The organism is Micromonospora sp. NPDC049257 (genome assembly GCF_040678915.1).
GTDB classification, from domain to species: Bacteria; Actinomycetota; Actinomycetes; order Mycobacteriales; family Micromonosporaceae; genus Micromonospora; species Micromonospora antibiotica.
In genome coordinates, this window is the sequence record NZ_JBFAQU010000005.1 from 188,962 (window position 1) to 213,582 (window position 24,621).

Annotated in this window: 26 protein-coding genes and 3 pseudogenes; 7 read left to right on the forward strand and 22 right to left on the reverse strand. The window is 72.6% G+C overall.

What is annotated here, in order from left to right:
• Nucleotides 1–3: 3 nt before the first annotated feature.
• Nucleotides 4–552 (forward strand): CGNR zinc finger domain-containing protein, encoded by a 549-nt coding sequence (locus tag AB0K25_RS11000; protein WP_208567801.1) that lies wholly within the window; start codon nt 4–6, stop codon nt 550–552.
• Here the strand turns inward: AB0K25_RS11000 and AB0K25_RS11005 are convergent.
• The 3 genes and pseudogenes from AB0K25_RS11005 to AB0K25_RS11015 all read right to left on the reverse strand — a co-directional run bounded on the left by AB0K25_RS11005 (nt 509) and on the right by AB0K25_RS11015 (nt 1,832).
• Entirely contained in the window at nt 509–1,090 is a 582-nt protein-coding gene (locus AB0K25_RS11005) for a GNAT family N-acetyltransferase (protein WP_363819768.1), read from the reverse strand. The genes AB0K25_RS11000 and AB0K25_RS11005 overlap by 44 nt on opposite strands.
• A 93-nt stretch (nt 1,091–1,183) precedes the next feature.
• Nucleotides 1,184–1,396 (reverse strand): DUF397 domain-containing protein, encoded by a 213-nt coding sequence (locus AB0K25_RS11010; RefSeq protein WP_308290928.1) that lies wholly within the window; start codon nt 1,394–1,396, stop codon nt 1,184–1,186.
• Nucleotides 1,387–1,832: pseudogene (locus AB0K25_RS11015) on the reverse strand (helix-turn-helix transcriptional regulator). The gene AB0K25_RS11010 and the pseudogene AB0K25_RS11015 overlap by 10 nt, the downstream one beginning before the upstream one ends.
• Nucleotides 1,833–2,431: 599 nt before the next feature.
• Here AB0K25_RS11015 and AB0K25_RS11020 point away from each other — a divergent pair.
• Nucleotides 2,432–2,779, forward strand: coding sequence for a hypothetical protein (locus AB0K25_RS11020; RefSeq protein WP_363819771.1), 348 nt, complete (start codon nt 2,432–2,434; stop codon nt 2,777–2,779).
• A gap of 106 nt (nt 2,780–2,885) precedes the next feature.
• Here the strand turns inward: AB0K25_RS11020 and AB0K25_RS11025 are convergent, their stop codons facing one another.
• From AB0K25_RS11025 to AB0K25_RS11070, 10 genes are all read right to left on the reverse strand, one after another.
• The gene (locus AB0K25_RS11025; RefSeq protein WP_363819774.1) at nt 2,886–4,295 is read right to left on the reverse strand and encodes a class II fumarate hydratase; all 1,410 of its coding nucleotides are present in this window, start codon (nt 4,293–4,295) and stop codon (nt 2,886–2,888) included.
• Between the two features lie 153 nt (nt 4,296–4,448).
• Nucleotides 4,449–4,691 (reverse strand): type II toxin-antitoxin system RelE/ParE family toxin, encoded by a 243-nt coding sequence (locus AB0K25_RS11030; protein WP_219465025.1) that lies wholly within the window; start codon nt 4,689–4,691, stop codon nt 4,449–4,451.
• A complete protein-coding gene (locus AB0K25_RS11035) occupies nt 4,688–4,987 on the reverse strand; it encodes a type II toxin-antitoxin system Phd/YefM family antitoxin (RefSeq protein WP_357536431.1) in 300 nt (99 codons plus the stop codon). Before AB0K25_RS11035 ends, AB0K25_RS11030 begins: the two co-directional genes overlap by 4 nt.
• Before the next feature lie 283 nt (nt 4,988–5,270).
• Nucleotides 5,271–5,513 (reverse strand): hypothetical protein, encoded by a 243-nt coding sequence (locus AB0K25_RS11040; protein WP_219465028.1) that lies wholly within the window; start codon nt 5,511–5,513, stop codon nt 5,271–5,273.
• A gap of 608 nt (nt 5,514–6,121) precedes the next feature.
• Nucleotides 6,122–6,835, reverse strand: a complete 714-nt coding sequence (locus AB0K25_RS11045; protein ID WP_363819778.1) for a hypothetical protein — start codon at nt 6,833–6,835, stop codon at nt 6,122–6,124.
• A gap of 1 nt (nt 6,836) precedes the next feature.
• On the reverse strand, nt 6,837–7,106 hold the full coding sequence (locus AB0K25_RS11050; RefSeq protein ID WP_157746987.1) for a DUF1778 domain-containing protein: 270 nt from the start codon (nt 7,104–7,106) through the stop codon (nt 6,837–6,839).
• Nucleotides 7,107–7,223: 117 nt separating this feature from the next.
• Entirely contained in the window at nt 7,224–7,787 is a 564-nt protein-coding gene (locus tag AB0K25_RS11055) for a GNAT family N-acetyltransferase (RefSeq protein WP_219465031.1), read from the reverse strand.
• Nucleotides 7,788–7,825: 38 nt separating this feature from the next.
• A complete protein-coding gene (locus AB0K25_RS11060) occupies nt 7,826–9,493 on the reverse strand; it encodes a fumarate hydratase (RefSeq protein ID WP_357021260.1) in 1,668 nt (555 codons plus the stop codon).
• Between the two features lie 67 nt (nt 9,494–9,560).
• Nucleotides 9,561–10,973 (reverse strand): PQQ-binding-like beta-propeller repeat protein, encoded by a 1,413-nt coding sequence (locus AB0K25_RS11065; protein ID WP_219470422.1) that lies wholly within the window; start codon nt 10,971–10,973, stop codon nt 9,561–9,563.
• 202 nt (nt 10,974–11,175) lie between these two features.
• Complete coding sequence (locus tag AB0K25_RS11070) at nt 11,176–11,664, reverse strand: Lrp/AsnC family transcriptional regulator (protein ID WP_219465032.1); 489 nt, start codon at nt 11,662–11,664, stop codon at nt 11,176–11,178.
• A gap of 140 nt (nt 11,665–11,804) precedes the next feature.
• Here AB0K25_RS11070 and hppD point away from each other — a divergent pair, with 140 nt between their 5' ends.
• The 4 genes from hppD to hisC are packed head-to-tail and all read left to right on the forward strand — an operon-like array spanning nt 11,805 to nt 15,979.
• Complete coding sequence (gene hppD / locus AB0K25_RS11075; RefSeq protein WP_219465033.1) at nt 11,805–13,010, forward strand: 4-hydroxyphenylpyruvate dioxygenase; 1,206 nt, start codon at nt 11,805–11,807, stop codon at nt 13,008–13,010.
• A gap of 11 nt (nt 13,011–13,021) precedes the next feature.
• Nucleotides 13,022–13,759 carry an RDD family protein gene (locus tag AB0K25_RS11080; protein ID WP_219465034.1) on the forward strand — a complete coding sequence of 246 codons (738 nt, stop codon included), beginning with the start codon at nt 13,022–13,024 and terminating at the stop codon, nt 13,757–13,759.
• Between the two features lie 40 nt (nt 13,760–13,799).
• The gene (locus AB0K25_RS11085; RefSeq protein WP_363819783.1) at nt 13,800–14,879 is read left to right on the forward strand and encodes an RDD family protein; all 1,080 of its coding nucleotides are present in this window, start codon (nt 13,800–13,802) and stop codon (nt 14,877–14,879) included.
• Nucleotides 14,876–15,979 (forward strand): histidinol-phosphate transaminase, encoded by a 1,104-nt coding sequence (gene hisC, locus AB0K25_RS11090; RefSeq protein WP_208567788.1) that lies wholly within the window; start codon nt 14,876–14,878, stop codon nt 15,977–15,979. The genes AB0K25_RS11085 and hisC overlap by 4 nt, the downstream gene beginning before the upstream one ends.
• A gap of 70 nt (nt 15,980–16,049) precedes the next feature.
• Here the strand turns inward: hisC and AB0K25_RS11095 are convergent, their stop codons facing one another.
• The 5 genes from AB0K25_RS11095 to AB0K25_RS11115 all read right to left on the reverse strand — a co-directional run bounded on the left by AB0K25_RS11095 (nt 16,050) and on the right by AB0K25_RS11115 (nt 20,580).
• On the reverse strand, nt 16,050–17,297 hold the full coding sequence (locus AB0K25_RS11095; protein WP_219465035.1) for a PQQ-binding-like beta-propeller repeat protein: 1,248 nt from the start codon (nt 17,295–17,297) through the stop codon (nt 16,050–16,052).
• Between the two features lie 161 nt (nt 17,298–17,458).
• Nucleotides 17,459–17,941 carry an SRPBCC family protein gene (locus AB0K25_RS11100; RefSeq protein ID WP_363819787.1) on the reverse strand — a complete coding sequence of 161 codons (483 nt, stop codon included), beginning with the start codon at nt 17,939–17,941 and terminating at the stop codon, nt 17,459–17,461.
• A 108-nt stretch (nt 17,942–18,049) separates the two neighbouring features.
• Nucleotides 18,050–18,259, reverse strand: a complete 210-nt coding sequence (locus AB0K25_RS11105) for a DUF397 domain-containing protein (RefSeq protein WP_208567785.1) — start codon at nt 18,257–18,259, stop codon at nt 18,050–18,052.
• 201 nt (nt 18,260–18,460) lie between these two features.
• A complete protein-coding gene (gene fahA / locus AB0K25_RS11110; RefSeq protein WP_363819790.1) occupies nt 18,461–19,657 on the reverse strand; it encodes a fumarylacetoacetase in 1,197 nt (398 codons plus the stop codon).
• Complete coding sequence (locus AB0K25_RS11115) at nt 19,654–20,580, reverse strand: hypothetical protein (protein ID WP_363819793.1); 927 nt, start codon at nt 20,578–20,580, stop codon at nt 19,654–19,656. The genes fahA and AB0K25_RS11115 overlap by 4 nt, the downstream gene beginning before the upstream one ends.
• Before the next feature lie 95 nt (nt 20,581–20,675).
• On the opposite strand from AB0K25_RS11115, the gene AB0K25_RS11120 reads away from it, so the two are divergent.
• Nucleotides 20,676–21,857: a cupin domain-containing protein gene (locus tag AB0K25_RS11120; protein ID WP_357536443.1), complete on the forward strand. Its 1,182-nt coding sequence runs from the start codon at nt 20,676–20,678 to the stop codon at nt 21,855–21,857.
• Nucleotides 21,858–21,950: 93 nt separating this feature from the next.
• Here the strand turns inward: AB0K25_RS11120 and AB0K25_RS11125 are convergent.
• The 4 genes and pseudogenes from AB0K25_RS11125 to ispD form a co-directional block, all read right to left on the reverse strand.
• A pseudogene (locus AB0K25_RS11125) lies at nt 21,951–22,733 on the reverse strand (hypothetical protein); the annotation flags it as partial.
• 399 nt (nt 22,734–23,132) lie between these two features.
• A pseudogene (locus AB0K25_RS11130) lies at nt 23,133–23,366 on the reverse strand (tetratricopeptide repeat protein); the annotation flags it as partial.
• A 7-nt stretch (nt 23,367–23,373) separates the two neighbouring features.
• Complete coding sequence (gene ispF, locus AB0K25_RS11135; RefSeq protein WP_357536445.1) at nt 23,374–23,856, reverse strand: 2-C-methyl-D-erythritol 2,4-cyclodiphosphate synthase; 483 nt, start codon at nt 23,854–23,856, stop codon at nt 23,374–23,376.
• Between the two features lie 16 nt (nt 23,857–23,872).
• Complete coding sequence (gene ispD / locus AB0K25_RS11140) at nt 23,873–24,568, reverse strand: 2-C-methyl-D-erythritol 4-phosphate cytidylyltransferase (RefSeq protein ID WP_208567780.1); 696 nt, start codon at nt 24,566–24,568, stop codon at nt 23,873–23,875.
• Nucleotides 24,569–24,621: the final 53 nt, after the last annotated feature.

The following is a 24,621-nucleotide window of genomic DNA, read 5'->3' on the forward strand; positions in this document are numbered from 1 at the left end:
AAGTTGCTTTTCGCTCATGACACGGAGTGCGGGCTGACCGCCGCTGCCGCACTGGTCAACACCGACAACCGGGACGGCGAAGGGTTGCCCGACATCGCCGCACTGGACCGCTTCGTCGCCGCGAACCGGTGGACCGGGCGACACGACCGCACCGGGGCCGAGCTGCGCGCCGTCCGGGCGTTACGCCCCCGACTGCGCCGGCTCTGGGACGACGACCCGGACACCGTCGTCACCGTGGTCAACGACCTGCTCCGCGAGTCCCGGGCACTGCCGCAGCTCATCCGGCACGACGACCAGCCCTACCACGTGCACGCGGTGCCCCGGGACGCCCCGCTGGCCACCCGGATGGCCGTCGAGGCGGCGATGGCCGTCGCCGACCTGGTCCGCGGCGACGAGCTGGGCCGGCTGCGGCACTGCGCCCACCCGGAGTGCGCCAACGTGCTGGTCGACCTGTCCAAGAACCGGTCCCGCCGATTCTGCGAAGCAGGCTGCGGCAACCGGGTCGCGGTCAGCGCCTACCGGGCCCGGAAGGCGGCTGGTAGTCGCCCCTGAGCAGCTCGTACTCCACCTCGCCGTGCTCCGTTCCGGCGATCGGGTCGGGCCAGTCGGCGTGGAAGGTGCGGACGTACCGCAGGCCGGCCTTCGCCAGCACCGCCCGGGACCGCACGTTGACCGCCATCGTCTGCGCCCACACCCGGCGTACCCCAGGGGTGTCGAAGGCGTGGCCGACCAGCGCGCGGGCCCCCTCGGTGGCCAGGCCCCGCCCCCAGGCCGCCCGGCGCAGCCGGTAACCCAACTCCGGCCCGGTGCCGTCGTCGGACGGGTCGAGCGCGAACCAGCCCAGAAAGGTGCCGTCGACAGCATCCTCGGCAGCCCACCGACCCTGCCCCGGGTAGCGGTCGTAGCCGGCGAGAAGCCGGGGCAACTGCTCGTCCCGCACGGTGGCGAGGGGGGTGGGCCGGCCGCCGGTGAGGAACCGCATCACCTCCGGGTCGCTGTCCAGCTCGACCAGGCGCGGCACGTCGTCTTCGGTGAAGCGGCGCAGCCGCAGCCGTGCCGTCGTCAGCAACACCCCGCCCAGGCCCGTCACGACCCGCATCATGCCGCCCGCGAGCCGCCCGGTCGACCGGTTATCCCGGCGGTGACCGGGCCAGCGGCGACCGTCCACCGCGAGCCGGTCCCGTCAGCGCGGCGGCGCCGCCACGAAGACCCGCCAGGAGTACGCCGGGAAGGTGAGCACCGGGCCCGCCGGGTCCTTGCTGTCCCGCACCCCGACCATGCCGACCAGATTCGCCACCTCGACACAGTCGTGGTTCTGACTACTCCGGGTGCTCTTGCGCCAGACCGGGCCGGTCGGCCCGGGAACCGCGCGACCTGCCGCGCCGGTCAGTTCCACGACTCCGCCACCTGCCGCATCAACTCGATGGACTCCGCCGGGGGCAACGCCTCACCGAGAGTAGACTCCCAGACCTCCCGCATCCGGGTCAGGACGTCGGGCTCGCTGAACTCCTGGGTACGGACCTGCCCGCCGACACATCCCAGCTCCATGCCGTCGGGCAGGGTCGCCAGCCGAGTTGCCACACCCGGGCCCGGTCGAGGGCAACCAGATCGGTGAGCATCCGGCTGAAGATGCCGCAGGTGTCGAGGGCCCTGTCGGCCAGTTCGAGGTATTTCGCGGTGGGTGGCTGCTGGCCCAGCTCTATCGCGCTGACCATCGACGCCGAGTAGTTCACCGCCTTGGCGAGGTCGTCCTGACTCCAGCCCCGCCGGGTCCGGGCCCGCCGTAGCTCCGCGACGAGGAAAGCCGCCGCCGTCATCCGCCCGTCCGTCATCTCCAGCAGCCCTCCACCGCCCCGACGATCGACTCCGACACCACGCCGACCAGGAAAGTCGCAGACACAGGACAAGACCGGAAGCCGACAACAACCCTTCACACCGTAGTGGTTTCATCAGCAGACTGTGAAGTGCGACATCGACCGCCCACCCCTCCGGGCGGGCGGTGTCGCGGTGGGACAGCCCGCTCCCCGGCCGGCGGTCCCACCGCCGGGGGAGACGACCAGCCGACCCACCATGGAGGCGACGCGATGCCCCGGCTCACCTGGCGACACCGGCTTGCCCGCAGGCTCTGCTCCACCCGACGCCCCGACGCAGCCCCACCCGAGATGCCCCACCCCCTCGGCCGGGCCGACGAACCCATCCTCAGCCCGAGCGGGAACCCGGGCGACCGGCGAGCCGCCGGCCACCACCCGGCCCGGCCCGGAACCCACCCGGGCGGAACACCCGCTATCCGCCCTGACGCCGGGTCGGCCGCACCACCCACCGCCGGGTCGGCTCCGCCCGGGTGGGAGGACACCACGGTGTCGTTTCCGCGAGTGGGCCGGGTCGGTTGGCTCACGCTGGCCCAGGAGTGGCGGGCCAACCGGGGACGCCGATGAGCCCGGCGGTCACCCCGGGCTCATCACCCCGTCCCGGCGGACCACCTGACCCGGCCGGCCGGAGTGGGCCGCGCCAGGGGATACCGCGCCCGCACCTGCCGCTGCGCCCACTCTGGCTGTGTCGGGTGTGCGCCGCGCCGTGGCCCTGCGGGGCCGCCCGACTCACCCTCGTCTCCGAGTACGCCCACGACCGGGTCGCGCTCAACATCTACCTGTGCACCGTGCTGCACGACGCCGCCGCCGACCTGTACCGGCTCTATCCCGACACCGGCCCCGACCCGGCGACCCTCTTCGCCCGTTTCCTCGCCTGGGTTCCCCGCGCCCGCCCACCGACCGAGCCATGATCCACTCATGGGGGCCGATGTAGCGCTGTCGAATCCGTCTGACACCGCTACATCGGCCCACAGGAGTCGATCAAGCCGGGCCGGGCCGGGCAGGGGCCGGGGTGGGTCAGGGGTGGGTCATCCGGAGCAGGTCGAGGGCCTCGTCGAGCTGGGTCTCGGTGAGTTTGCCGGAGTCGACGTGCCCCCGGGAGAGCACCACCTCGCGGATGCTGACCTGCTTCGCCAGCGCCTCCTTGGCGATCGAGGCGGCCTCGTCGTACCCGAGGTGGCGGTTGAGCGGGGTGACGATCGACGGCGACCCCTCCGCGTACGCCAGGCAGACCTCGGCGTCCGCGACCAGGCCGGCCACCAGGCGGTCGGCGAAGATCCGGCTGGACGCGGAGAGCAACTTGATCGATTCGAGCAGGTTGCGGCCCATCACCGGGAGCATCACGTTCAGCTCGAAGTCGCCCTGGCTGCCGGCGAACGCGACCGCCGCGTCGTTGCCGATCACCTGGGCGCAGACCTGCCGCACCGCCTCGGCGACCACCGGGTTGACCTTGCCCGGCATGATCGACGAGCCGGGCTGGAGGTCGGGGATGTGCAGCTCCCGCAGGCCCGCCCGGGGGCCGGAACCCATCCAGCGCACGTCGTTGGCGATCTTGTAGAGCCCGACCGCGACGGTACGCAACTGGCCGGACGTCTCGACCAACGCGTCCCGCGCCCCCTGCGCCTCGAAGTGGTTGCGGGCCTCGGTCAACGGCAGCCCGGTCGAGGTGCGCAGCTTCTCGATCACCTTTCCGGCGAAACCCAGCGGGGTGTTGATGCCGGTGCCCACGGCGGTGCCGCCCAACGGCAGCTCGGCCAGCCGGGGCAGCGCCGACTCCAACCGCTCGACGCCGTAGCGGACCTGCGCGGCGTACCCGCCGAACTCCTGCCCCAGGGTGACCGGGGTGGCGTCCATCAGGTGGGTACGCCCCGCCTTGACCACCGTCTCGAACTCGGCCGCCTTCGCCTCCAGCGCCTCCGCCAGGTGGCGCAGCGACGGCAGCAGGTCCTCCACCACGAACTGGGTGGCGGCCAGGTGGATCGACGACGGGAAGACGTCGTTGCTGGACTGCGAGGCGTTCACGTCGTCGTTCGGGTGCACGTCCCGGCCCAGCTCCCGGGTGGCGAGGGTGGCGATCACCTCGTTGGTGTTCATGTTCGACGAGGTGCCCGAGCCGGTCTGGAACACGTCGATCGGGAACTGGTCGTCGTACCCGCCGTCGGCCACGTGCGCGGCGGCGGTGGCGATCGCCTCGGCGACGTCCGCGCCGATCACCCCCAGCTCGCTGTTGACCAGGGCGGCGGCCCCCTTGATCTGGGCGAGTGCCTTGATCTGGGCCGGTTCGATGCCCCGGCCGGAGATCGGGAAGTTCTGCACCGCGCGCTGGGTCTGCGCCCGCCACAGCGCCTCGGCGGGCACCTCCACCTCGCCCATCGAGTCGCGTTCGATCCGGTAGCCCGCTGCCTCTGGAGTCGTCACCCGTCCCATCCTGCCCCGCGCTCCCCCTGCTCGCAGCGGGGCTCGGGAGAAAACGGGCGGTAGGGCAAGATCGTGCTCGATCAGGGAAAGAGTGGTGTCACCCGCCGCCCCAGGTTGGCCACTTGACTGTTGCAGCCGGGCAAGGTCGCCGGAGCTGGGTGCTTACGAGTAGACGTCCTTGCGATGCCCGACGTCGTGGACGGTCAACTCGTCGCCGTCCAGGCGGTAGAGGACCCGGTAGTCCCCGACACGCAACCGACGCCCGGACCCATCGCGCATCTCGGTCGAACTCTGCGGCACCGGGTCGGAAACCAGGCCGAGGATCGCGCTCAGGACAGTCAGGAACACGTTACGCGGCTGTTTGTGCAGCCAAACCAACACATCCCGGTCGATCTGAACCTTCACGCCGCCGCACCGCCGGCCCGGTCGGCCAACAGCGCTTCCACCTCGAGGGGATCAACTCCGAGCGACTCCAGAGCCGCCGACAGCGGCACGAACTGCCCCTCGGCACGAGAACGAGCGATCACCGCCGAGTCCCTGCGGTCTCGGAACGCCTCGATCTCCTCCCACTCGTCGATTCCGAGCAACACGGCGACGGGCCGCTCGTACTTGGTGATGATGACCGGCTCCCCGGTGCGCTCGACCCCGTCCAACACTCGGCCCGCGCCATCGCGGAACTCCCGCAGGGTAATCCTCATCATGTACCAAACCGTACCACGCGGTACCCCGCTGCGCAGGGAGCAACTCCATACCCCCGAGGGGATCTCCACCCCGGGTGGTGCACGCAGGAGTACGCCACCAGCCATCGACCGGTCTTCCATGACCACAGGCCCGACGGTGCGCCAGAGCAGGCATCAGAGTTGTTCGAGGTAAGGGTCAACTACAACTCGGGCAGGCCGACCTCGATCGCCTTGCGCAGGATCACGGCGAGTTGCCGGTATCGCGGCACCGGCAGCACCGGGTCGATCTCGGCGGTCATGCCAGTCAGTCTTCTCCGTTGCGGATGATCTGCCGGATTCGCTCCCGGCTGTAGCCGGTGGCCGTCACGATGTCGACCTGGCGTGTGCCGTCCCGGTCAGCGGCCCGGATCGCCTCGGCCAGCTCGACACGCGCAGCTTTCACCTGGGCGCGGGCTTCAGCGATGAGCTTGGCCGCCCGCTCCTCGGCGCGGGGCACGCCAGCCTGCGCCGCGCGCAGCTTCCGTACCGCTGACTCCAGGTTGGCCACTCATCCATCGTCCCTGGCCGGAGAGTAGGCCAACCTATGCATCCAGCAACTAGGCCAATAGAATGACTTGAAGTTGTGCCAACTTTATCGTCTACCGTTTGGCATGAAGACGCATGCTGCAGGAGGAGCCTCCATGCCAAGATCCGAAGTTCTGGCGGTGGGACCGCGTGAGCTACCCGAACACGGAACCGTGCAGGTCTGGGTAGACGCCGGCAGTGGCGCAACCGGACAGCACGTCGTGGCCGCCGTGAAAGATCTCCGAATTGCCGGGCAGGACCGAGGGGAGGGCGCGACCGCGCTCTACGCAGTCCGGACGCGCTACCGCCAGGGCTGACCCGCATGCCCGGCGCCTCTACTACCGGGCATGCGTCCGCGAGTCGGCTAGCGCAGAAGAGCCTGCGGCACCACCTGTAGGAAGTGAGCCCGGCAGCCTTCCGGACGGTGGGTGGGCCGGGTTTCGCGCTACGCAAGACCCGGGGCATCGACCCGACTCGCGACTGCTGTAGCAACTGCACCGAAACGAGAACCGGTGAGGCTCGCCCCCCGCCACATGGGCACTCAATCACGACTGCCGGGTCCCTGCCTGGCAGCATACGAGGAACCAGTTCTCAGACCTCGCTGAAGGGATCCCTACCGAGCGCCACCTTGATGGCCTGTCGCAGGGAATCCATGGTGAAGGGTTCCGTGAGGTCGGCGCGATTCTCCAGCTCGCTGGCGATCGCCCGTAGTTCGTCTGGCGAAGCGACGACCGACGCCGCCTCACCGCGCGGGGTGGACAGGACGATTCCTGCCACACCCAGACCGCCACCGGCGCTCACCGTCATCTTGCCCGTGCTCAGTGCCCGCTTGGCTGTCTCGACCTTCATGACCAGCCGCAGGGCGTCGCCCTTGATCGGTTGAAAGCCCCGCTGCTGATAGTAGGCCGCCACCCGGCTGTTGATCGCGTCGACAACGATCAGACGACCGCCGGCTACACTCGTCGCCCTGATGATGACCTCTACGGCGTCCAGCAGAAGATCATCGCTGAGGCCCTGTCCCTGAATGGAGCGATCAAGGGCGAACCGGGTCAGCAGGTAGGCGGGAACGACGCTGAAACCGCCCGCCTGCCCACCGGTCAAGCCGGCCCGTTCGACCTGCGTCGGCGCAATCGAGTAGTAGGCCACCGCGTCGTCGCTGCCCTCCGGGGTCCAGACATAGGTGCGGGACGTCCCGGCGCGCTGAGCACGGCGGGCCTGCTCGGCAAGCCAGATGTTCAGCGACGGCTCGCCACAGTCGAAGCAGGCGAGCTGGTGTTGGTCTTTAAGCCGGCCGGAAAGAAACAACTCACACCCGCCGGAAACGCCGGGGGCGGTTGGCGATCTCGGTAAGCACCGGCGCCTCGTCAGGTTCGTCGAGTGCCGCGATGAGCAGGTCAAACTGCTCTGCGGGCATAATGGTCCGTTCCGCCCTTGCGAGTACTTTGTCCGCCTCCGCACGGGCAGAACGCACCATGAAGGCCGACACTGGTTCGCCGAGCATCTCGGCCGCCTCGGCGATTCGCGACTTACTGGCCTCGTCCGCTCTCACCTCGATGCGCTCAGTCTTGGCGCTCATCTGAGACTCCATCCGGTCGTGTGCCGCTCCCGAACCTACTGTACGGCGAATGTACGGCATCGCACACCAGGTGCGGCAACCTCGCACATCACGGCGAAGAAGTCGTCAGCAGTCCCATCAGCCCCGTAGCGCACGTAGGCTCCACTCGCGCGCCAGGATGGCGTAGACGAGCTGGTCGGCCCACTCGCCTCGGAACAGATAGCTTTCGACGTGGTGCGCCTCCTGACGCATGCCGAGCCGGGCCATCAGACGGGCGGACGCAGCATTGCGCCCGTGACACCGGGCATAGATCCGGTGCAGTCCGAACTCGGTGAACCCCCAGTCCAACAGCGCCGTGGCGGCCTCCGTAGCCAACCCGCGACCTCCCCGGTCGGGATGGAAGACGTACCCGAGTTCAGCCGTGCGGTCGGTCTGGCTGCGCCAGACCAGCTCCACCGTCCCGATGACCTCGACGTCGGTGACCACGGCCAACGTCAGGCAGTCCCCCTCGGCGCGGAGCGCGTCCTCGCCCGCCATGGCGACCACCGACGATCGCGACTCCTCGCGGGTACGCGGCCCGCTGAGCGTCCAGCGGAAGACCTCCGGTCGACACTGCCAGGAGCACACGTCATCGAGATCGTCCAGCGTGACCGGACGCAGGGTGAGCCGCGCAGTACGAATCGGGTACGTCGGTCGGAACATCAAGCGATGTTAAGGCGTGTGCGTGGCGAGTTGACTCGTCAGCGGCGGCCCACGGTCAGCACCGGCTTGGTGACCTCGGCGAAGAAGTCGTTGCCCTTGTCGTCGACCACGATGAAGGCCGGGAAGTCCTCCACCTCGATCTTCCAGACCGCCTCCATGCCCAGCTCGGCGTACTCCAGCACCTCGACGTGCTTGATGCAGTCCTGGGCCAGCCGGGCCGCCGGGCCGCCGATCGAACCGAGGTAGAAGCCGCCGTGCTGCTGGCAGGAGCGGGTCACCTGGCCGGAGCGGTTGCCCTTGGCCAGCATCACCTGGGAGCCGCCGGCCGCCTGGAACTTCGCCACGTAGGCGTCCATCCGGCCGGCGGTGGTCGGGCCGAACGAGCCGGAGGCGTAGCCCTCGGGGGTCTTGGCCGGGCCGGCGTAGTAGACGGCGTGGTCGCGCAGGTACTGCGGCATCGGCTCACCGGCGTCGAGCCGCTCGGCGATCTTGGCGTGGGCGATGTCCCGGGCCACCACCAGCGGGCCGGTCAGCGACAGCCGGGTCTTCACCGGGTACTTCGACAGCTCGGCCCGGATCTCGGCCATCGGCCGGTTGAGGTCGACGCGCACCACCTCGGAGGCGTCGAGGGTCTCGTCGGTGACGTCCGGCAGGAAACGCGCCGGGTCGGTCTCCAGGCGCTCCAGCCACACCCCCGACGGGGTGATCTTGGCGACCGCCTGCCGGTCGGCCGAGCAGGACACGGCGATCGCCACCGGGCAGGACGCGCCGTGCCGGGGCAGCCGGACCACCCGCACGTCGTGGCAGAAGTACCGGCCGCCGAACTGCGCGCCGATGCCGAAGTTGCGGGTCAGCTCCAGCACCTCGGCCTCCAGCTCCAGGTCCCGGAAGCCGTGCGCGCTCATCGAGCCGGAGGTGGGCAACGTGTCGAGGTACTTCGCCGAGGCGTACTTGGCGGTCTTGAGGGCGTACTCGGCGGAGGTGCCACCGATGACGACCGCCAGGTGGTACGGCGGGCAGGCCGAGGTGCCGATCAGCCGCAGCTTCTCCTCCAGGAACTGCATCATCCGCGTCGGATTGAGCAGCGCCTTGGTCTCCTGGTAGAGGTAGGACTTGTTGGCCGAACCGCCGCCCTTGGCCATGAACAGGAACTTGTACGCGTCGGGGTGGCCGTCCGGGTCCTCGGCGTACAGGTCGACCTGGGCGGGCAGGTTGCTGCCGGTGTTCCGCTCGTCCCACATGGTCAGCGGGGCGAGCTGCGAATACCGCAGGTTCAGCCGCGTGTACGCCTGGTAGACCCCACGCGAGATCGCCTCGGCGTCGGAGCCGTCGGTGAGCACGTGCCGGCCCCGCTTGCCCATCACGATCGCGGTGCCGGTGTCCTGGCACATCGGCAGCACGCCACCGGCGGCGATGTTGGCGTTGCGCAGCAGGTCCAGCGCGACGAACCGGTCGTTCGGGGAGGCCGCCGGATCATCGATGATCGACCGGAGCTGGGCCAGGTGCGCCGGCCGCAGGTAGTGGGCGATGTCGTGCATCGCCTCGGCGGTCAGCGCGGTCAGCGCCGCCGGCTCCACGGTCAGGAAGCGGCGCCCCCCGGGCCCGTGGACGACGTCGACGCCCTCGTCGGTGACCAGGCGGTATTCGGTCTGATCCGGACCGGTCGGCAGCAAGGGGGCGTACGAGAACGCGGCGGCACTGCTCATGTCGGAAAAGCCTAGGGCAGACCGGTCGATCGGTGACACCCGCCGGGTGGGTCGTGGGACGCCGCTCTCACCCGTCGCCGTTGGCGCAGAGTTCCCGCTTCGGTCCGCAACTGTCCTCGACGTCCGGTACGCCACCGGTACGCCCCGGGCCGGGCCCGCCTTGACCGTCCGACCCGGCCGGTGGCGCGGCGGGTGGCGGCGCACCGGCACCCGCGCCGAACCGGACGTACCCGATCTCCCGCCCCTCGCCGACGACCATGCCGTTGCGGCCGACCGCGAGCGCATTGGCGCTGGTCCGCAACACCACCAGTTCCTTACCGGTACGCGGGTCCACGGCGACCAGCCGACTCGGCTTGTCCCCGGTCAGCACCGCCGCGTACGGGGTCAGCGCCGCACCCGCCTTCGCCCCGGCCGGCCGGGTCCAGCGGGCCTTGCCGGTGCCCAACTCCCGGGCGATGACCGAATCCTTGTCGGCGCTGCGCACCAGGGCGTACCGGTCGTCGACGGCGAGCAGCTTCTCCCCCTCGGCGTTCACCAGCAGCACCCGGCCGTCGTAGCCGTCGAGGACCGTCTCCCGCCCGTCGGGGCCCACCCCGATCAGCACGCTGCGGGCCCCCTGCGGGTCCTCCCGCTGCACGCACCCGGCACTGTCGGCGGTGCGCAGGTTGAGCCCGGTGCGCCGCCACACCTCCTGCCCGGTGGCCGGGTCCCGGGCCGAGACGGCGTACTGGCAGCTGCCGTCGACCGACACTGCGGTGATCTTGAGCATCCGGCCGCCGACGACGGACAACCGCTCGTCGCGGCCCGGCTCGACGTTCTGCACGACCCGGCCGGTGGCGGTGTCCACCACGTGCACCCGGCCGTCCACCGGGAACCCGAGCAGCGGCGGCACCGCCTCCGGCCCGGCCACCCCCTCGTCGATCCGCAGCGCGGTGAACCGCCGGGTGCCGAGCAGGCCCGGGTTGTCGGCGAAGAGCCCGGTGCTGACCCCGGGCAGGAAGGCCGTCCACAGCGGGCTGTTACCGCGCGGGTCCCAGGCGCTCAGCGTGCAGTCGGTGGCGGCCACGCACCGGGCGTCCAGCAGCATGTTCCGGTACGTCCAGACGGCCACCGCGTCGCCGTCACGCCGACGTACCGCCCCGGTGGTGGGGTCGAGCAGCTCGTACCCCTTGACCAGGAGCTTGCCCACGGCGACGACGGCGTCGCGGTCGCCGCCGGCCACCGCCGACCAGTCCGCCTTGCGCTCCCACAGCGGGGCGCCGGTGGCGAGGCTGCGCACCTCCGTGCGGGTACGTTGCTCGACCACGACGGTGTCACCGACGATCGTGACGCTCTTCGGGGTGCCGCCGACCCGCTGCTGCCACAGCACGTCCGGTTCGGAGATCGGCTCGCTGCGGTCGACCCAGTCCCACACCCCGGGGAAGGGGTTCCACACTCCGGTGACGGCGAGCGCGATCACGACGACGAGCCCGAGCAGCAGCCCTCCCCGCACCCCGCCAAGGCCCTTCACACCGCACACCGTAGCGACGTTCACCTCCCCGCCCAGCCCCCGCGCCGGAGTGTCGCCCCGCTTTCTCCCTGGCGGGGGACGCACCCGGCGGGCAGACCGGACGCATCACAACATCGCCGAAATAGCGTCCACAGAGCCTTCGAATACCGCTATATCAGCCCAATTGCCCTGATCACGACCCGGCGGCGGACCGCAGCAACGGCAGCGTGCGGTAGGGGATCTGCTCGGCGAGCGCGATGATCGTGGAGGCCCGGCGGATCGCCTCGGACGAGACGATCTGGTCGATGACCCGTTGCAGGTCGGTGTTGGAGCGCGCCACGATCCGGCAGAGCAGGTCGCTCGCCCCGGTGATGGTGTGCGCCTCCAGCACCTCGGGGATCGCCGCCAGGTGCGCGGTGACCGTGTCGTGGCCGTGCCGCTGGCTGATCTCCAGCGTGACGAAGCTGGTCACCGCGAAGCCGATCGCCGCCGGGCGGATCTCCGGCCCGAACCCGCCGATCACCCCCCGGTCGACCAACTTGTCCAGCCGGGCCTGCACGGTGCCCCGGGCCACCCCGAGCCGACGGGAGCATTCCAGCACCCCGATCCGGGGTTCGTCGGCGAGGAGCTGGACCAGCCTGCCGTCCAACGCGTCGAGCTGTGCACCCTGTGCAGCGTTCATGGCTTGACACCCTACCGATTGCGCAACCTGACCAGGGTAAAACGTGAGTGTTGCCCAGTGGACGGGCCCACCGCGATGCTGCCTGCAAGAGCTGACGGACCACCGGCCCACGACGCCGGCCGCAACCGAGGGAGGCCACCGTGACCCAGGCGATCGACCGACCCCAGTCGACCGAGGACATCGACGTCGACACGCTCGTCGGCGCAGTCGACCACGACATCACCCGTGACCCGTTCCCGGTCAAGGGCCTCGACCACGTGCACTTCCTGGTCGGCAACGCCAAGCAGGCCGCGCACTACTACTCCACCGCGTTCGGCATGACCTGCGTGGCCTACCGGGGGCCGGAACAGGGCTACCGCGACCACGCCGAGTACGTGCTGACCAGCGGCTCGGCCCGGTTCGTGCTGACCGGCGCGGTCCGCCCCGACGCGGCCGGTGCCGAGCACGTCGCGAAGCACTCCGACGGGGTCAGTGACATCGCGCTGGAGGTGCCGGACGTCGACGCCGCGTACGCGCACGCGCTGACCCAGGGCGCCACCGGCCTGGTCGAGCCGCACGACGTGACCGACGCGTACGGCACCGTCCGGCTCGCCACCATCGCCGCGTACGGCGACACCCGGCACAGCCTGGTCGACAGGTCCCGCTACACCGGCCCGTTCCTGCCCGGCTTCGTGGCCCGGGGCCCGATCGTCGACCGGCAGCCGATGATCGCCGCCGGCCTCCAGCCGAAGCGCTTCTTCCAGGCCGTCGACCACGTGGTCGGCAACGTCGAACTCGGCCGGATGGACGAGTGGGTGGAGTTCTACAAGCGGGTGATGGGCTTCTCCAACATGGCGGAGTTCATCGGAGACGACATCGCCACCGACTACTCGGCGCTGATGAGCAAGGTCGTCGCCAGCGGCACCCGGAAGGTGAAGTTCCCGCTCAACGAGCCGGCGGTGGCCCGCAAGAAGTCGCAGATCGACGAGTACCTGGAGTTCTACCAGGGCCCCGGCGCGCAGCACATCGCGGTCGCCACCAACGACATCCTGGCCAGCGTCGACGCGATGCGGGCGGCCGGCGTCGAGTTCCTCGACACCCCGGACTCGTACTACGACGACCCGGAGCTGCGGGCCCGGATCGGCAACGTACGGGTGCCGATCGAGCAGCTGAAGTCCCGCAAGATCCTGGTCGACCGGGACGAGGACGGCTACCTGCTCCAGATCTTCACCAAGCCCGTGCAGGACCGCCCGACGGTCTTCTTCGAGCTGATCGAGCGGCACGGCTCGCTCGGTTTCGGCAAGGGCAACTTCAAGGCGCTGTTCGAAGCCATCGAGCGCGAGCAGGAAGCGCGCGGCAATTTGTAACACTGTCTCGCGTGACGCAACCTCCGAGCTACCCGACACCGCCGGCCGGTGGGCCTGGGCCCGCCGCCGGCGGCTTCGCCCCGCCCGCCGGCCCACACCCGCAGGGGTACGCCGTGCCGCCGCAACCCGGCCCCTACGCCGCCCCGCCCGGCGGCTACCCGCGACCCGGCCCGTACGCCGGGATGCCCGGGTACCCGCCGCCGGGACCCGGCATGCCGCCGCCCGGTTTCCCCGGGATGTCGCCGCGTGGGCTGCCGCTGGCCAGCTTCGGTGACCGGCTGCTCGCCCTGCTCATCGACGGGGCGGTGCTCGCCGCGGCCAGCATGGTCTTCATCGTGCCGGCCTTCATCGTCTTCTTCCAGATGGTCCTGCCCGACCTGACCACCACGGCAGACGGCACGCCCACCTCCGACCCGTTCACCAACTTCCTGATTCCGATGCTGGTGTTGCAGGGCGTGATCTTCGTGGTGGCGTTCGCCATGAGCTACGTCTACCAGGTCGAGATGATGTACAAGACCGGGCAGACCATCGGCAAGCGGGTGATGAAGATCCAGGTGGTGCCGCTCGACCCGGCCGCCACGCTGACCCGTACGGCCGCGGCCAAGCGGTGGGCCGCCGCCCAGATCGGCGGGGCGATCATTCCCGTCTTCAGCTACCTCGACGGGCTGTGGCAGCTCTGGGACAAGCCGTGGCAGCAGTGCCTCCACGACAAGTTCGCCGGCACCATCGTCGTTAAGGTTGCCGGGTGAGCGAGCAGAGCGACCGTACCGGACAGCGCAGGGCGAAACCGTGAGCGTGCAGCCAGGGTGGTACGTCGACCCGGCCGAGCCGACCACCCGACGGTGGTGGGACGGTGAAGGCTGGATCGGTGCCCCGATCCCGGTCGACGCCACCCCGCCGGACGGCCCGCCACCGCCCGAGCCGGAGCCCGCGGCCGAGCCGCCCGCCCCGACCTCCCCCGCCGACGCCCCGCCGACGGCCGGCCGGCACCCGTCGGCCCCGGCCGCTCCCGGCACCTCACCGGGCACCCCCGGCCCGCCCTGGACCGGGCAACCCACCGCAGGCCAACCCTGGACCGGGCAACCGGGAGCGGGCCAGCCCGGACACCCGTGGGCCGGGCAGCCGGAGGGTCACGGGGCCGGGCAGCCGGAGGGTCACGGGGCCGGGCAGCCGGAGGGTCACGGGGCCGGGCAGCCCGGCGGGCCGCCGCCCGGCTGGCCGTACCCGACCTGGCCGGGGCGTCCGCCGGAGCCACGCCCACACGGTGTGCCGCTGGCCGGCTACGGTGCCCGGCTGCTCGCCCGGCTGATCGACTTCGGGGTCGTCTTCGGGCTCAACGCGGTGGTCAACGGCTGGTTCGTCTGGCGGTACTTCGAGGAGACCGCGCCCTACCTGCGGGAGGCGGTCCGGCGGGCGATGGCCGGCGACTCCTCCCGGGATGGGCTGCCCGCCATCGGTGAGCAGGCCGGCGGCCTCCAGATCGCCATCCTGGTCATCGCGACCGCGCTCTGGTTCGCCTACGAGGTGCCGACGATGGCCTCCGGTGGGCAGACCCTGGGCAAGCGGCTGCTGCGCATCCGGGCCGTGCCGGTCGACGCCGACCAGCCGCTCGGCTTCGGTCGGGCCACCCGGCGGTGGAGCACCATGGGCATGCCCACCCTGCTCTGGTTCTGCTGCGGCTTCGGTCTGCTGCTCCAGTTCGTCGACGCGGTATCCGCGCTGTTCGACCACCCGCTGCGCCAGGCGCTGCACGACAAGCGGGCCCAGACCGTCGTGGTGCAGGTGCCGCGCGCCGACCACCCCGACACCCCCACCGACGACACCGCCACCGACCGCACCGACCCCGAGCCCCCGGGAGACACCCCATGACCGACACCGGACGTCACCAGCCCCCGCTGCGGCTGACCCGCGCCGACCTGGACGCCCTGCCGACCTACGTCCCCGGGCGCAGCCCCGCCGACCTGGCCCGCGAGCTGGGGCTGGCCGAGGCGATCAAACTCGCCAGCAACGAGGTGCCGTACGGGCCGCTGCCCGGAGTGGTCGAGGCGGTCACCGAGGCGGTCACCGGTTCGCACCGCTACCCGGACATGGGCGTGGTGGCGCTACGCACCGCACTCGCCGAGCGGTACGGCGTGGACCCCGACCGGATCGCCACCGGCTGCGGGTCGGTGGCGCTGGCCGAGCACCTGGTCCGGGCCACCTGCCTGCCCGGCGACGAACTGCTCTACTCGTGGCGCTCGTTCGAGGCGTACCCGATCATCGCGGCGACCAGCGGCGCGAGCAGCGTGCGGGTGCCCAACGACGCCGGCCACGGGCACGACCTGGCGGCGATGGCCGCGGCGGTGACCGACCGGACCCGGATGGTGCTGGTCTGCAACCCGAACAACCCCACCGGGACGGCGGTGCGCAAGCCGGAGCTGGACCGGTTCCTCGACGCCGTGGGCGACGACGTGCTGGTCGTCATCGACGAGGCCTACCGGGAGTTCGTCACCGATCCGGCGGTGCCGGACGGCCTCACCTACCTGGACCGGCCCAACGTGGTGGTGCTGCGCACCCTGTCCAAGGCGTGGGGGCTGGCCGGGCTGCGGATCGGGTGGCTGGTCGGCGCCCCCGAGGTGGCCGCCGCCGTGCGCAAGGTGGTCACCCCGTTCTCCACCAGCACCGCCGCCCAGGCGGGCGCACTGGCCGCGCTGGCCCAGGCCGACGAGGTCGAACGACGCTGCGCGCTGGTCGTCACCGAGCGGGACCGGGTCACCGAGGCGCTGCGCAAGTTCGTCCCCGACGTGCCGTCCAGCCAGGCCAACTTCGTCTGGTTGCCGCTGGGTGAGCGGGCCGTGGCGTTCGGCCGGGCATGCGAGGCCCGTGGCGTGATCGTCCGGCCGTTCGCCGGGGACGGGGTGCGGGTCACCATCGGCACCCCGGCCGAGAACGACGCCTTCCTGGCCGCCGCGGAGGCCGCCCTGTCCTGAGTTCGCCGGGGCGCGGGGCGGGGCGGTCCCGCCGGGCCCGCAGTCAGGTCAGGGCCCGCCGGGGCCGGGGTCAGGTCGCGGCGAGCACCACCGGCTCGGCCGTCAGGAAGTACGCCTGGTCGTCGTCGTCCGGGTCGGCGCGCTCCCGCAGCCGCTCCACCGCGACGTAGCCGCCGGCCGCGTACGCCCGGCCGGGTTTCCAGCCGATGCCGTCCCGGCCGGGGGTCATCGGGAACCGGGAACGCTGGGCGCCGGTGACCGGGTCGAGGGTGACCAGTTCCCGGCGTTCGGTCAGCACGTAGAGCCGACCGGCCTCGGTGGCGAGGACGGTCACCGGGCCCAGGTCACCACGCTGCCAGCGGCCCTTGCCGCTGCGCGCCTCCCAGCCCTTGAGCACCCCGCCGTCGTCGCCGACGGCCAGCTCACCGACCAGGGTGGTGCCGGCGGCGTCCAGGGCGGGGGCGGCCATCGGCGCACCCGGGCCGACCTGCCAGCCCCGACCACCGGAGCCGCCGTCGGTGCGCAGTGCCCGACACTGCGACCGGGGGGTGAGGCAGCCGACCGGGGTGACGGTGAACCGGTCGGGGGCGTCCGGCGGTCGCCAGCGGGTGGTGACCGTGCCGGTGGACACGTCCCGGAACTCGACCGTCGTCGGGCCGGCGCAGGAGTCGACGGAGAAGACCTGCCCGGCGGCGGTGGTGCCCAGGTCGGTGCGGCAGTCCCGGTCGCCGTCGACCCGCCAGAGCGCGCGCCCGTCGGCGAGGTCGTAGCCGCGCAGGCCGCCGACCCCGGAGACCACCAGGACCGTCCGGCCGCCCGGGGCGGGGGCGACGGAGATGCCGCGCGGGTCCCAGACGGTGGCCGCCCCGGTGCGCCGGGCGGGTGGGGTGTCGGCCGGCGTCGGCCCGTCGGCCCGCCAGGCGACCCGGCCGGTCAACGCGTCCAGGGCCACCAGCTGCCCGTCCGACCAGTGGCTGAGCACCGTCGTGCCGGCCGCCAGCATCCCGTCGAGGGTGGCCGGCCAGCGGCGGTACGACCAGAACGGGGTGACCCGGTTGCGGCCGTCGGCCGGCTGGTCGGCGTAGAGCTGACGCTCGGCGGCGTAGACCCGCAGCCGTCCCGCCACCACCAACGGTGCGGCCGGCAGCCGACCCACCACCCCGATCGCGGGGGTGCCGGCGGGCGGCGGTGCGCCCCGGGCGGGCGTGACGACCTCGGCGGGGGCGAGCACCCGGTAGCCGATGCCGGCGACCGCCGCGAGGGTGAGCAGCGTGGTGGCCGCGACCACGAGTCGCCGCCGTCCCTTCGGGAATCCCATGCCCACCTCCGCCCGGCACCCTACCCAGGCGTCCCCCCTCGGGACCGGTCAGGTCGCGTCGCGTCGTGCGAAGGATTCCGCCGACCGGTTCCGGTGCGGCGCCACCGCCCCCGGCCTGCGGACGGCGCGGGACGCGCCACGCGGGGCGGGCGGGAACGGGGTCAGGCGGCGGTGGCCCGGCCGGTGCTGTGCACGGTGGTGGCCAGTGCGGTCAGGTCACGCCGGATCGCGCCCTCCACGGTGCGGGCCGCCAGACCGCCGAAGAGCAGCGCCATCATCCGACCGTACGGGGCGGTCGGCACCGCCCGGTGCTCGACGGTGACGGCGGTGCATGCGCGGCGACGGCGCTGGACGGCGCGCAGGGTCCAGGTGATCCGGTAGTCCACCCCGATGCCGGGGGAGCTGAGCACCAGCCGGTGCGGTGGCTCGGCGGCCAGCACGAGGAACTCCTCCGCCTGGTCGCCGCCGTCCGGCCGGGTGCGGGTCTCCCGCCACGCGGTCCCCGGGCCGAACGGGCCCGGGGTGAGCGGCTCGACGGCGCTGACCGTGCAGAGCCAGTCGACGCGGACCGGCAGGTCGGTCAGGAGCGCCCACACGTCGACGGCCGGCGCCTCGATGAAATCGGTGACCGCAACCGTCGACATGACACCTCCCGTGTCGTCCACCGTACGGCGGGTGAGCGGCCAGCGGGGGGCCGGACGATGAAATTTCCGTCACCGGTGCCCCTGTCGAGGCACCGGTGACGGGGTTGATCAGGGCCGCAACAGCCCTGCCCGGACGGCGTCGACGAACGCCGTCCAGCCCGGGGGGCCGATGACCAGGGCCGGGCCCGACGGGTCCTTGGAGTCGCGTACCCCGACCACTGCTCGGGTACGGACGAGATTGTCCGCCACCTCCACGCAGAGCCCCTGGTCGTTCGAGCGGCTGCTGGTGCGCCACACTGCGCCGACGAGATCGTTCATGCTCCTACCTCCTGTCCGCTGGGACGTTTCACGCCGACGCACCCCGCGCCGCCGACGGGGGCGGGCGGCGCGGGGTGTGCCGACGGAATCCGGTGGAACAAACGCGGCAGGAGACGCCGAAGATCGGACAGCCGGTGCGACCGGCGCGACCCGGTGCCGGGCGGCCGGTCGGTGCCCGGCGGTCCCGACCCGGACCGGGGCTCAGCGGGCGGGCAGGATCTGCCCGGTGACCTCGCCGAGGGCGATGGTGGTGCCGTCCGGCCCGGGGGCGGTGGCCCGCAGGGTGACGGTGTCGCCGTCGGCGAGGAAGGTGCGGGTCTCCCCGCCGACGCTGACCGGTTCGGCCCCACCCCAGGTCAGTTCCAGGAACGAGCCGACCTGCCCGCGCTGGGGGCCGGAGACGGTGCCCGAGGCGTACAGGTCGCCGGTCCGCAGGGACGCGCCGTTGACGGTCAGGTGGGCCAACTGCTGGGCGGGCGTCCAGTACATCCCGGCGAACGGTGGCTCGGTGACCCGCTCGCCGTTCCACTCGACCGCGAGTCGCAGGTCGAGGCCCAGGTGTGGGGTCTGCCGCAGGTAGTCCTGCACCGGCGGGTCCTGCTGCGGGGCGGGCACGAACGAGTCGGCCAGGGCGTCCAGCGGGGTCACCCAGGCGGAGACGGAGGTGGCGAAGGACTTGCCGAGGAACGGTCCGAGCGGCTGGTACTCCCACGCCTGGATGTCCCGGGCCGACCAGTCGTTGACCAGCACCACCCCGAAGACGTGGTCGGCGAAGTCACCGGTGGGCACCCGGTCGCCGAGCGCGCTCGGTACGCCGACCACGAAGCCCACCTCGGCCTCGATGTCGAGGCGTACCGACGGGCCGACGGTGGGGCCCTCGCCGGTGGCGCGCTGCCCCGACGGGCGGACGACCGGGGTGCCGGAGACCACCACCGTGCCGGCCCGGCCGTGGTAGCCGATCGGCAGGTGTTTCCAGTTCGGCAGCAGCGGCGGCTGGCCGGGGCGGAAGATCTGCCCGACGTTGCCGGCGTGGTGCTCCGAGGAGTAGAAGTCGACGTAGTCGGCCACCTCGAACGGCAACAGCAGCTCGACGGCGTCCAGCGGCACCAGCAGCGGCTCGACGGCCGGCCGGTGCGCCGGGTCGGTGAGCAGTTCGACGAGGCGCTGCCGGACCGAGGTCCACTGCGGGCGGCCGAGCGCCATGAAGGCGTTGAGGGTGGGCCGGCGCAACGCCCCGGCGGCGAGGACCAGCCCGGCGTCCTCCGCCGCCGCCAGGTCGAACACCACGTCGGCGACGCGTACGCCGATCCTGGGCGGCTGCCCGTCGTGCCGGAACACCCCGTACGGCAGGTTGGTCACGCCGTACGGCGAGCCGTCCGCGCCCGTCACCCAGCTCATCGGTCGAATCCCCCGTTCACCAGCCCCAGCCGGATCAGATCGGTCAGTGGTTCCCGGACGCTGCACGAGCCGAACCCGACCCACAGCGGGCGGTCGGCGTCACGGGCCGCGCGGGCCGGCTCGACCAGCCGCACCGCGTCGGTGTCGGCGAGCAGCGCGGCGACGACGTCCACCTCGGCGTCGGCAGCGGCGGCGAGGGTGGCGGCCAGCACGTTACCGAAGCCGTGGTGGGTGAAGCCGGTCTCCGGGTCGAGGTGGCGTACCGCGTGGTGCAGCCCGGCGGTCAGCTTGAACGGCAGGTCCCGGTCCCGGCAGGCGCAGATCACCGCGGCCAGTTCGACGGGGGTGGGGAAGAGTTCGGCGGCCAACCCGCCGGTGCGGAACTTCGCGGCGATCGGCACGTCGGCCGCGCGGGCCTCGGCGAGGGTGTCCAGCGCGGCGCTGAGGCCGAAGGTCAGCGGTAGCTCGGCGTACCAGGCGACGGCCGGCCCCTCGGAGCGGGCCGGCTCCCGGTCGGGGTGGTCCCCGGCGATCCGGAGCAGCTCGGTCAGGCCGGGCTGCGGGTCCTCGCCACGTCGGGCGACCGCCACCTCGACCTGCCGGACCACGAGGCCACCGGCGGCGAGGCGGGTCAGCGCGGCGGGCAGCCTGGCGATGCCGGTGTCACCGATCAGCCCGACCTCGAAGCCCGCAGCCTGGTCGGCCTGATCGGTCTGATCGGTCTGGCCGGTCTGGCTGGTCAGGTCGGTCAGCGTGTCGGCGGCGGAGGCGGGCACCAGCAGCGGGCCGACCAGGTCGGCGTACCAGGAGGCGCGGTGCTGGTGGTGTGCGGTGACCGCGTCGGGCAGCGACGCGCTGCCGGGCGGGAAGACGGCGGCGTCGTCGACGAGTCCGGCGAGGAGGCGGGGGACCTGCGTTGACACGAGACAAGAATCTACGGGACGCTGTCAAGGAGCGGACAGCAACGTCCGACTATCGGACGCCGCCGGCCGAATATCGGGACAATACGGGAGGCGACATGCCGTACTACCGCAGCGTCGGCGAGGTGCCCCGTAAGCGGCACACCCAGTTCCGCCAGCCCGACGGCACCCTCTACACCGAAGAGCTGATGGGCCAGGAGGGCTTCTCCGCCGACTCGTCCCTGCTCTACCACCGGCACCCGCCGACCGCGATCGTCGCCGCCGAGGCGTTCACCCCGCCCGGGTACACCCGGCTGCCCAACCACCCGCTCAAGCCGCGCCACCTACAGACCCACAAGCTCGACGGCGCGGGGGCCGACCCGGTGCTCGGCCGGCGTCACCTGCTCGCCAACGACGACGTCCGGATCGGGTACGCGCTAGCCGACCGGCCGTCCCCGCTCTACCGCAACGCCACCGGCGACGAGTGCCTCTACGTCGAGGCGGGCACGCTGCGGCTGGAGTCCACCTTCGGCGCGCTCGACCTGGTCGCCGGCGACTACGTGGTCATCCCCACCTCGACGGTCCACCGGCTGGTGCCCACCGGCGACACCCCGGTCCGGCTGCTGACCATCGAGGCCACCGGACACATCGGCCCACCCAAGCGCTACCTGTCGGTGCGCGGCCAGTTCCTCGAACACTCCCCCTACTGCGAGCGGGACGTCCGGGGGCCGGACGCGCCGCTGCTGGTCGACGACACCGACGTGGAGGTACTGGTCCGGCACCGGTCCCGGGCCACCGGCACCGCCTGGACCCGGCACGTCTACGCCCACCACCCGTTCGACGTGGTCGGCTGGGACGGCCACCAGTACCCGTGGGCGTTCTCCATCCACGACTTCGAGCCGATCACCGGCCGCCTCCACCAGCCGCCGCCGGTGCACCAGACCTTCCAGGGCCCCAACTTCGTGATCTGCTCGTTCGTGCCCCGCAAGGTCGACTACCACCCGGATGCGATCCCGGTGCCCTACCACCACCACAACGTCGACTCCGACGAGATGCTCTTCTACACCGGCGGCAACTACGAGGCCCGGCGCGGCTCCGGCATCGGGCAGGGCTCGATCTCGCTGCACCCGTCCGGCTTCACCCACGGCCCGCAGCCCGGCGCGGCGGAACGCTCGATCGGCGTCGACTTCTTCGACGAACTGGCCGTCATGGTCGACACCTTCCGCCCCCTCGACCTCTGCGACGCCGCCGTCGAGTGCGAGGACCCGGGCTACGCCTGGACCTGGAACCGCCAGCCCTGACCCGCCGGGTGCCGCGATCAGGCACCGCTGAGCAGCGGCCTTCCCGGCGCGTCGGGTCGCCCAGCCGTCGCCGGTCGGAGGTGGGGCGCGAGGCTAGGCGACGCCCGCACGGGTGGCGGCGATCAGGGTGGCCGGCACCGCGAGGGCGATCGCGAGCACCAGCGGCCACGGGCTGCCCACCAGGGCGAACAGCAGGAGCAGGGCCGGCCCGGCCGGGACGGCGTACACGGCGAACGCCAACGCGCGGTCCTCGCGGCGCAGCGCCGGCAGGACCACCCGACCCAGCTCGGGCACCCGCCGGGACAGCTGCCAGGCCAGCAGCGCGCCACCGGCCGCCGCCAGCACCGCCACCACCCGGCTCGCCCCCGCCCCGCCAGCGGCCAGGAACGCGAGCAGCAGGCTGGCGACCAGCGACCAGCCGCTGCCGACCAGGACGAGCCGGCGCAGCCCGGTCCACAGCGGCAGCTTCTCCGCCCGCGCCGGCCGCACCGGCGCCAACGCGGCCACCTGCTCCAACGCCAGCACCCAGCGCCGCCGCTCCAACCGCAGCACCCCCGGGTCGTGCCGCGCCTCAGCCAGCTCCGGATCGAGCCGTAACGCCTCCCGGTAGGCCCGTTCGGCCAGGTCGAACAACTCCAGCCGGCCGGCGACCAGGGCCAGCACCAGGTGCGCCTGCGGCTCGTCGGGGGCCAGCTCCACCCCACGCCAGGCCGCGTTCAGCGCCGGCTGGCCGTTGCGCGCCTCGGCCAGGATCGCCGCCGCGCTCCGCTGGGCGTACGCGTCGGTCGGCCCGGCCGCCAGGATCCGATCGGCGGTACGCGCCGACTCGGCGTACTCCCCCAGGTCGGCGAGGGCGATCGCCCGGACGACCAGTGCGGCGGCCGGCACCCTCGCCGGGGCCTCCCCCGACGGGCCGAATTCGCCGGCCGGGGCGGGTGCACCGGCCGGGCCGGGGAAGGAGGGTGCCCCCGGCTGGTCGGAGCCGAGAGGCGGTCCGGGCCGGTCCGGCGACGATCCAGACGGGTCGGGCAACGTCGGAGGGCCCGCCTGTCCCGGCGCCGCCCATGATCCGGTAGGGCCGGCCGGTGCCGGCCCACCTGACCGGTCAGCCGGGCCCGAGGGCGCAGCCGGGCCTGGGGGCGCAGCCGTACCAGGCGGCACAGCCGGGCCTGGGGACACGGGCGGGCCCGAGGACACAGCCGCACCAGGCGGCACAGGCGGGCCTGGGGGCACAGGCGGGTGCGGCGGTCCGGGGAGCGGTGGGGTGTCGGGGCGGGGTGAGGTGTCGGGGCGGGGTGGGGCGATCGCCGCGTCGGCGGCGGCGAGCGCCTCGCCGGGGCGGCCGGCGGCGAGGTGCAGCCGGGCCAGCAGCGTCAGCGCGGCCGGGTCGGCGGGGGCCAGGGCGAGCGCGAAGCCCAACTCCTCGGTGGCCTCGTCGTGGCGGCCCAACTCTGCCAGGAGCTGGGCCCGCTGCCGGTAGCCGTCGAGGGGCGACTCGTCGTCGGTCATCGCGGCCCTACCCGGCCGCCGCGTCATAGACCAGGGCCACCGCGATACCGGCGAGGCCCTCGCCCCGCCCGGTGAAACCGAGGCCGTCGCTGGTGGCGGCGGTGACGGTGACCGGTGCGCCGACCGCCGCGGAGAGCACCTGCTGCGCCTCGTCGCGCCGTGGCCCGATCCGGGGCCGGTTGCCCACGACCTGCACGGAGACGTTGCCGATCGCGTACCCGGCGGCGCGGACCCGACGGGCGGACTCGGTGAGCAGCGCCACCCCGGAGGCGGCGGCCCACTCCGGCTCGGCCACCCCGAAGTTCGCCCCGAGATCACCGAGCCCGGCGGCGGAGAGCAGCGCGTTGCAGGCGGCGTGCGCGACCACGTCGGCGTCGGAGTGCCCGGCCAGGCCGTCCTCGCCCGGCCAGTGCAGGCCGGCCAGCCAGCACGGCCGGCCTGCCGCGAAGGCGTGGATGTCGGTGCCGACGGCGACCCGGGGAACGATCATGGATCGAGGGTACGCGTCAGTGCCCGGCGGCCAGCAGGTGCTCGGCCAGGGTCAGGTCGAACGGGCGGGTGACTTTCAGCGCGTACTCGGAGCCGGGGACGCAGAACACCGGTACGCCCTGCTGCTCGACCAGTCCGGCGTCGTCGGTGAGCGGGTCACCGGCGGCGGCGTGTGCGGCGGCGAGCACCTCCCGGCGGAACCCCTGCGGGGTCTGCACGGCCCGCAGGGCGGACCTGTCGACGGTGGCGAGGACGACGCCGGCAGCGTCCACCTGCTTGATCGTGTCGCTGACGGGGAGGACCGGGATCACCGCGTCGTGCCCGGCCCGGACTGCTGCCGCCACCGCCTCGACGAGCGCGGGTGGGGTGAGCGCCCGCGCCGCGTCGTGCACCAGCACGATGTCGGGGCCGGACGGCACCGCCGCCAGCGCGTTCGCCACCGACGCCTGGCGTTCGGCACCGCCCGCCACCACCAGGACCGGGGCGACCGGGGTCAGCAACTGCCGGACGGCGTCGACCTCGGTGGCCGGCGCGGCGACGACGACGGTGTGCACCGACGGGGCGGCGGCGATCCGGCGTACCACGTGCACCAACAGGGGTTCACCGCCGAGGAGCCGGAGCGCCTTGGGACCGCCCGGACCGAGGCGTACCCCGGCACCGGCCGCAGGAACGAGGACCGCGACGTCACCGCGCGGATTGAGCTGCGCGGTCACGTCGCGGTCCTCGGGAATTCTTCGCTGCGGGGTGGGTACGACGATGCGGTCGG

Coding starts and splice junctions, on each gene's coding strand:
- AB0K25_RS11105 (WP_208567785.1), bottom strand. CDS start 18,259: ATGAACGATCTCGTCGGCGCAGTGTGGCGCACCAGCAGCCGCTCGAAC.
- AB0K25_RS11025 (WP_363819774.1), bottom strand. CDS start 4,295: ATGGGACGGGTGACGACTCCAGAGGCAGCGGGCTACCGGATCGAACGC.
- AB0K25_RS11100 (WP_363819787.1), bottom strand. CDS start 17,941: ATGTCGACGGTTGCGGTCACCGATTTCATCGAGGCGCCGGCCGTCGAC.
- AB0K25_RS11035 (WP_357536431.1), bottom strand. CDS start 4,987: ATGATGAGGATTACCCTGCGGGAGTTCCGCGATGGCGCGGGCCGAGTG.
- AB0K25_RS11070 (WP_219465032.1), bottom strand. CDS start 11,664: ATGAACGCTGCACAGGGTGCACAGCTCGACGCGTTGGACGGCAGGCTG.
- fahA (WP_363819790.1), bottom strand. CDS start 19,657: ATGAGCTGGGTGACGGGCGCGGACGGCTCGCCGTACGGCGTGACCAAC.
- AB0K25_RS11060 (WP_357021260.1), bottom strand. CDS start 9,493: ATGAGCAGTGCCGCCGCGTTCTCGTACGCCCCCTTGCTGCCGACCGGT.
- hisC (WP_208567788.1), top strand. CDS start 14,876: ATGACCGACACCGGACGTCACCAGCCCCCGCTGCGGCTGACCCGCGCC.
- ispF (WP_357536445.1), bottom strand. CDS start 23,856: ATGATCGTTCCCCGGGTCGCCGTCGGCACCGACATCCACGCCTTCGCG.
- AB0K25_RS11050 (WP_157746987.1), bottom strand. CDS start 7,106: ATGAGCGCCAAGACTGAGCGCATCGAGGTGAGAGCGGACGAGGCCAGT.
- AB0K25_RS11055 (WP_219465031.1), bottom strand. CDS start 7,787: ATGTTCCGACCGACGTACCCGATTCGTACTGCGCGGCTCACCCTGCGT.
- AB0K25_RS11020 (WP_363819771.1), top strand. CDS start 2,432: ATGAGCCCGGCGGTCACCCCGGGCTCATCACCCCGTCCCGGCGGACCA.
- AB0K25_RS11120 (WP_357536443.1), top strand. CDS start 20,676: ATGCCGTACTACCGCAGCGTCGGCGAGGTGCCCCGTAAGCGGCACACC.
- AB0K25_RS11095 (WP_219465035.1), bottom strand. CDS start 17,297: ATGGGATTCCCGAAGGGACGGCGGCGACTCGTGGTCGCGGCCACCACG.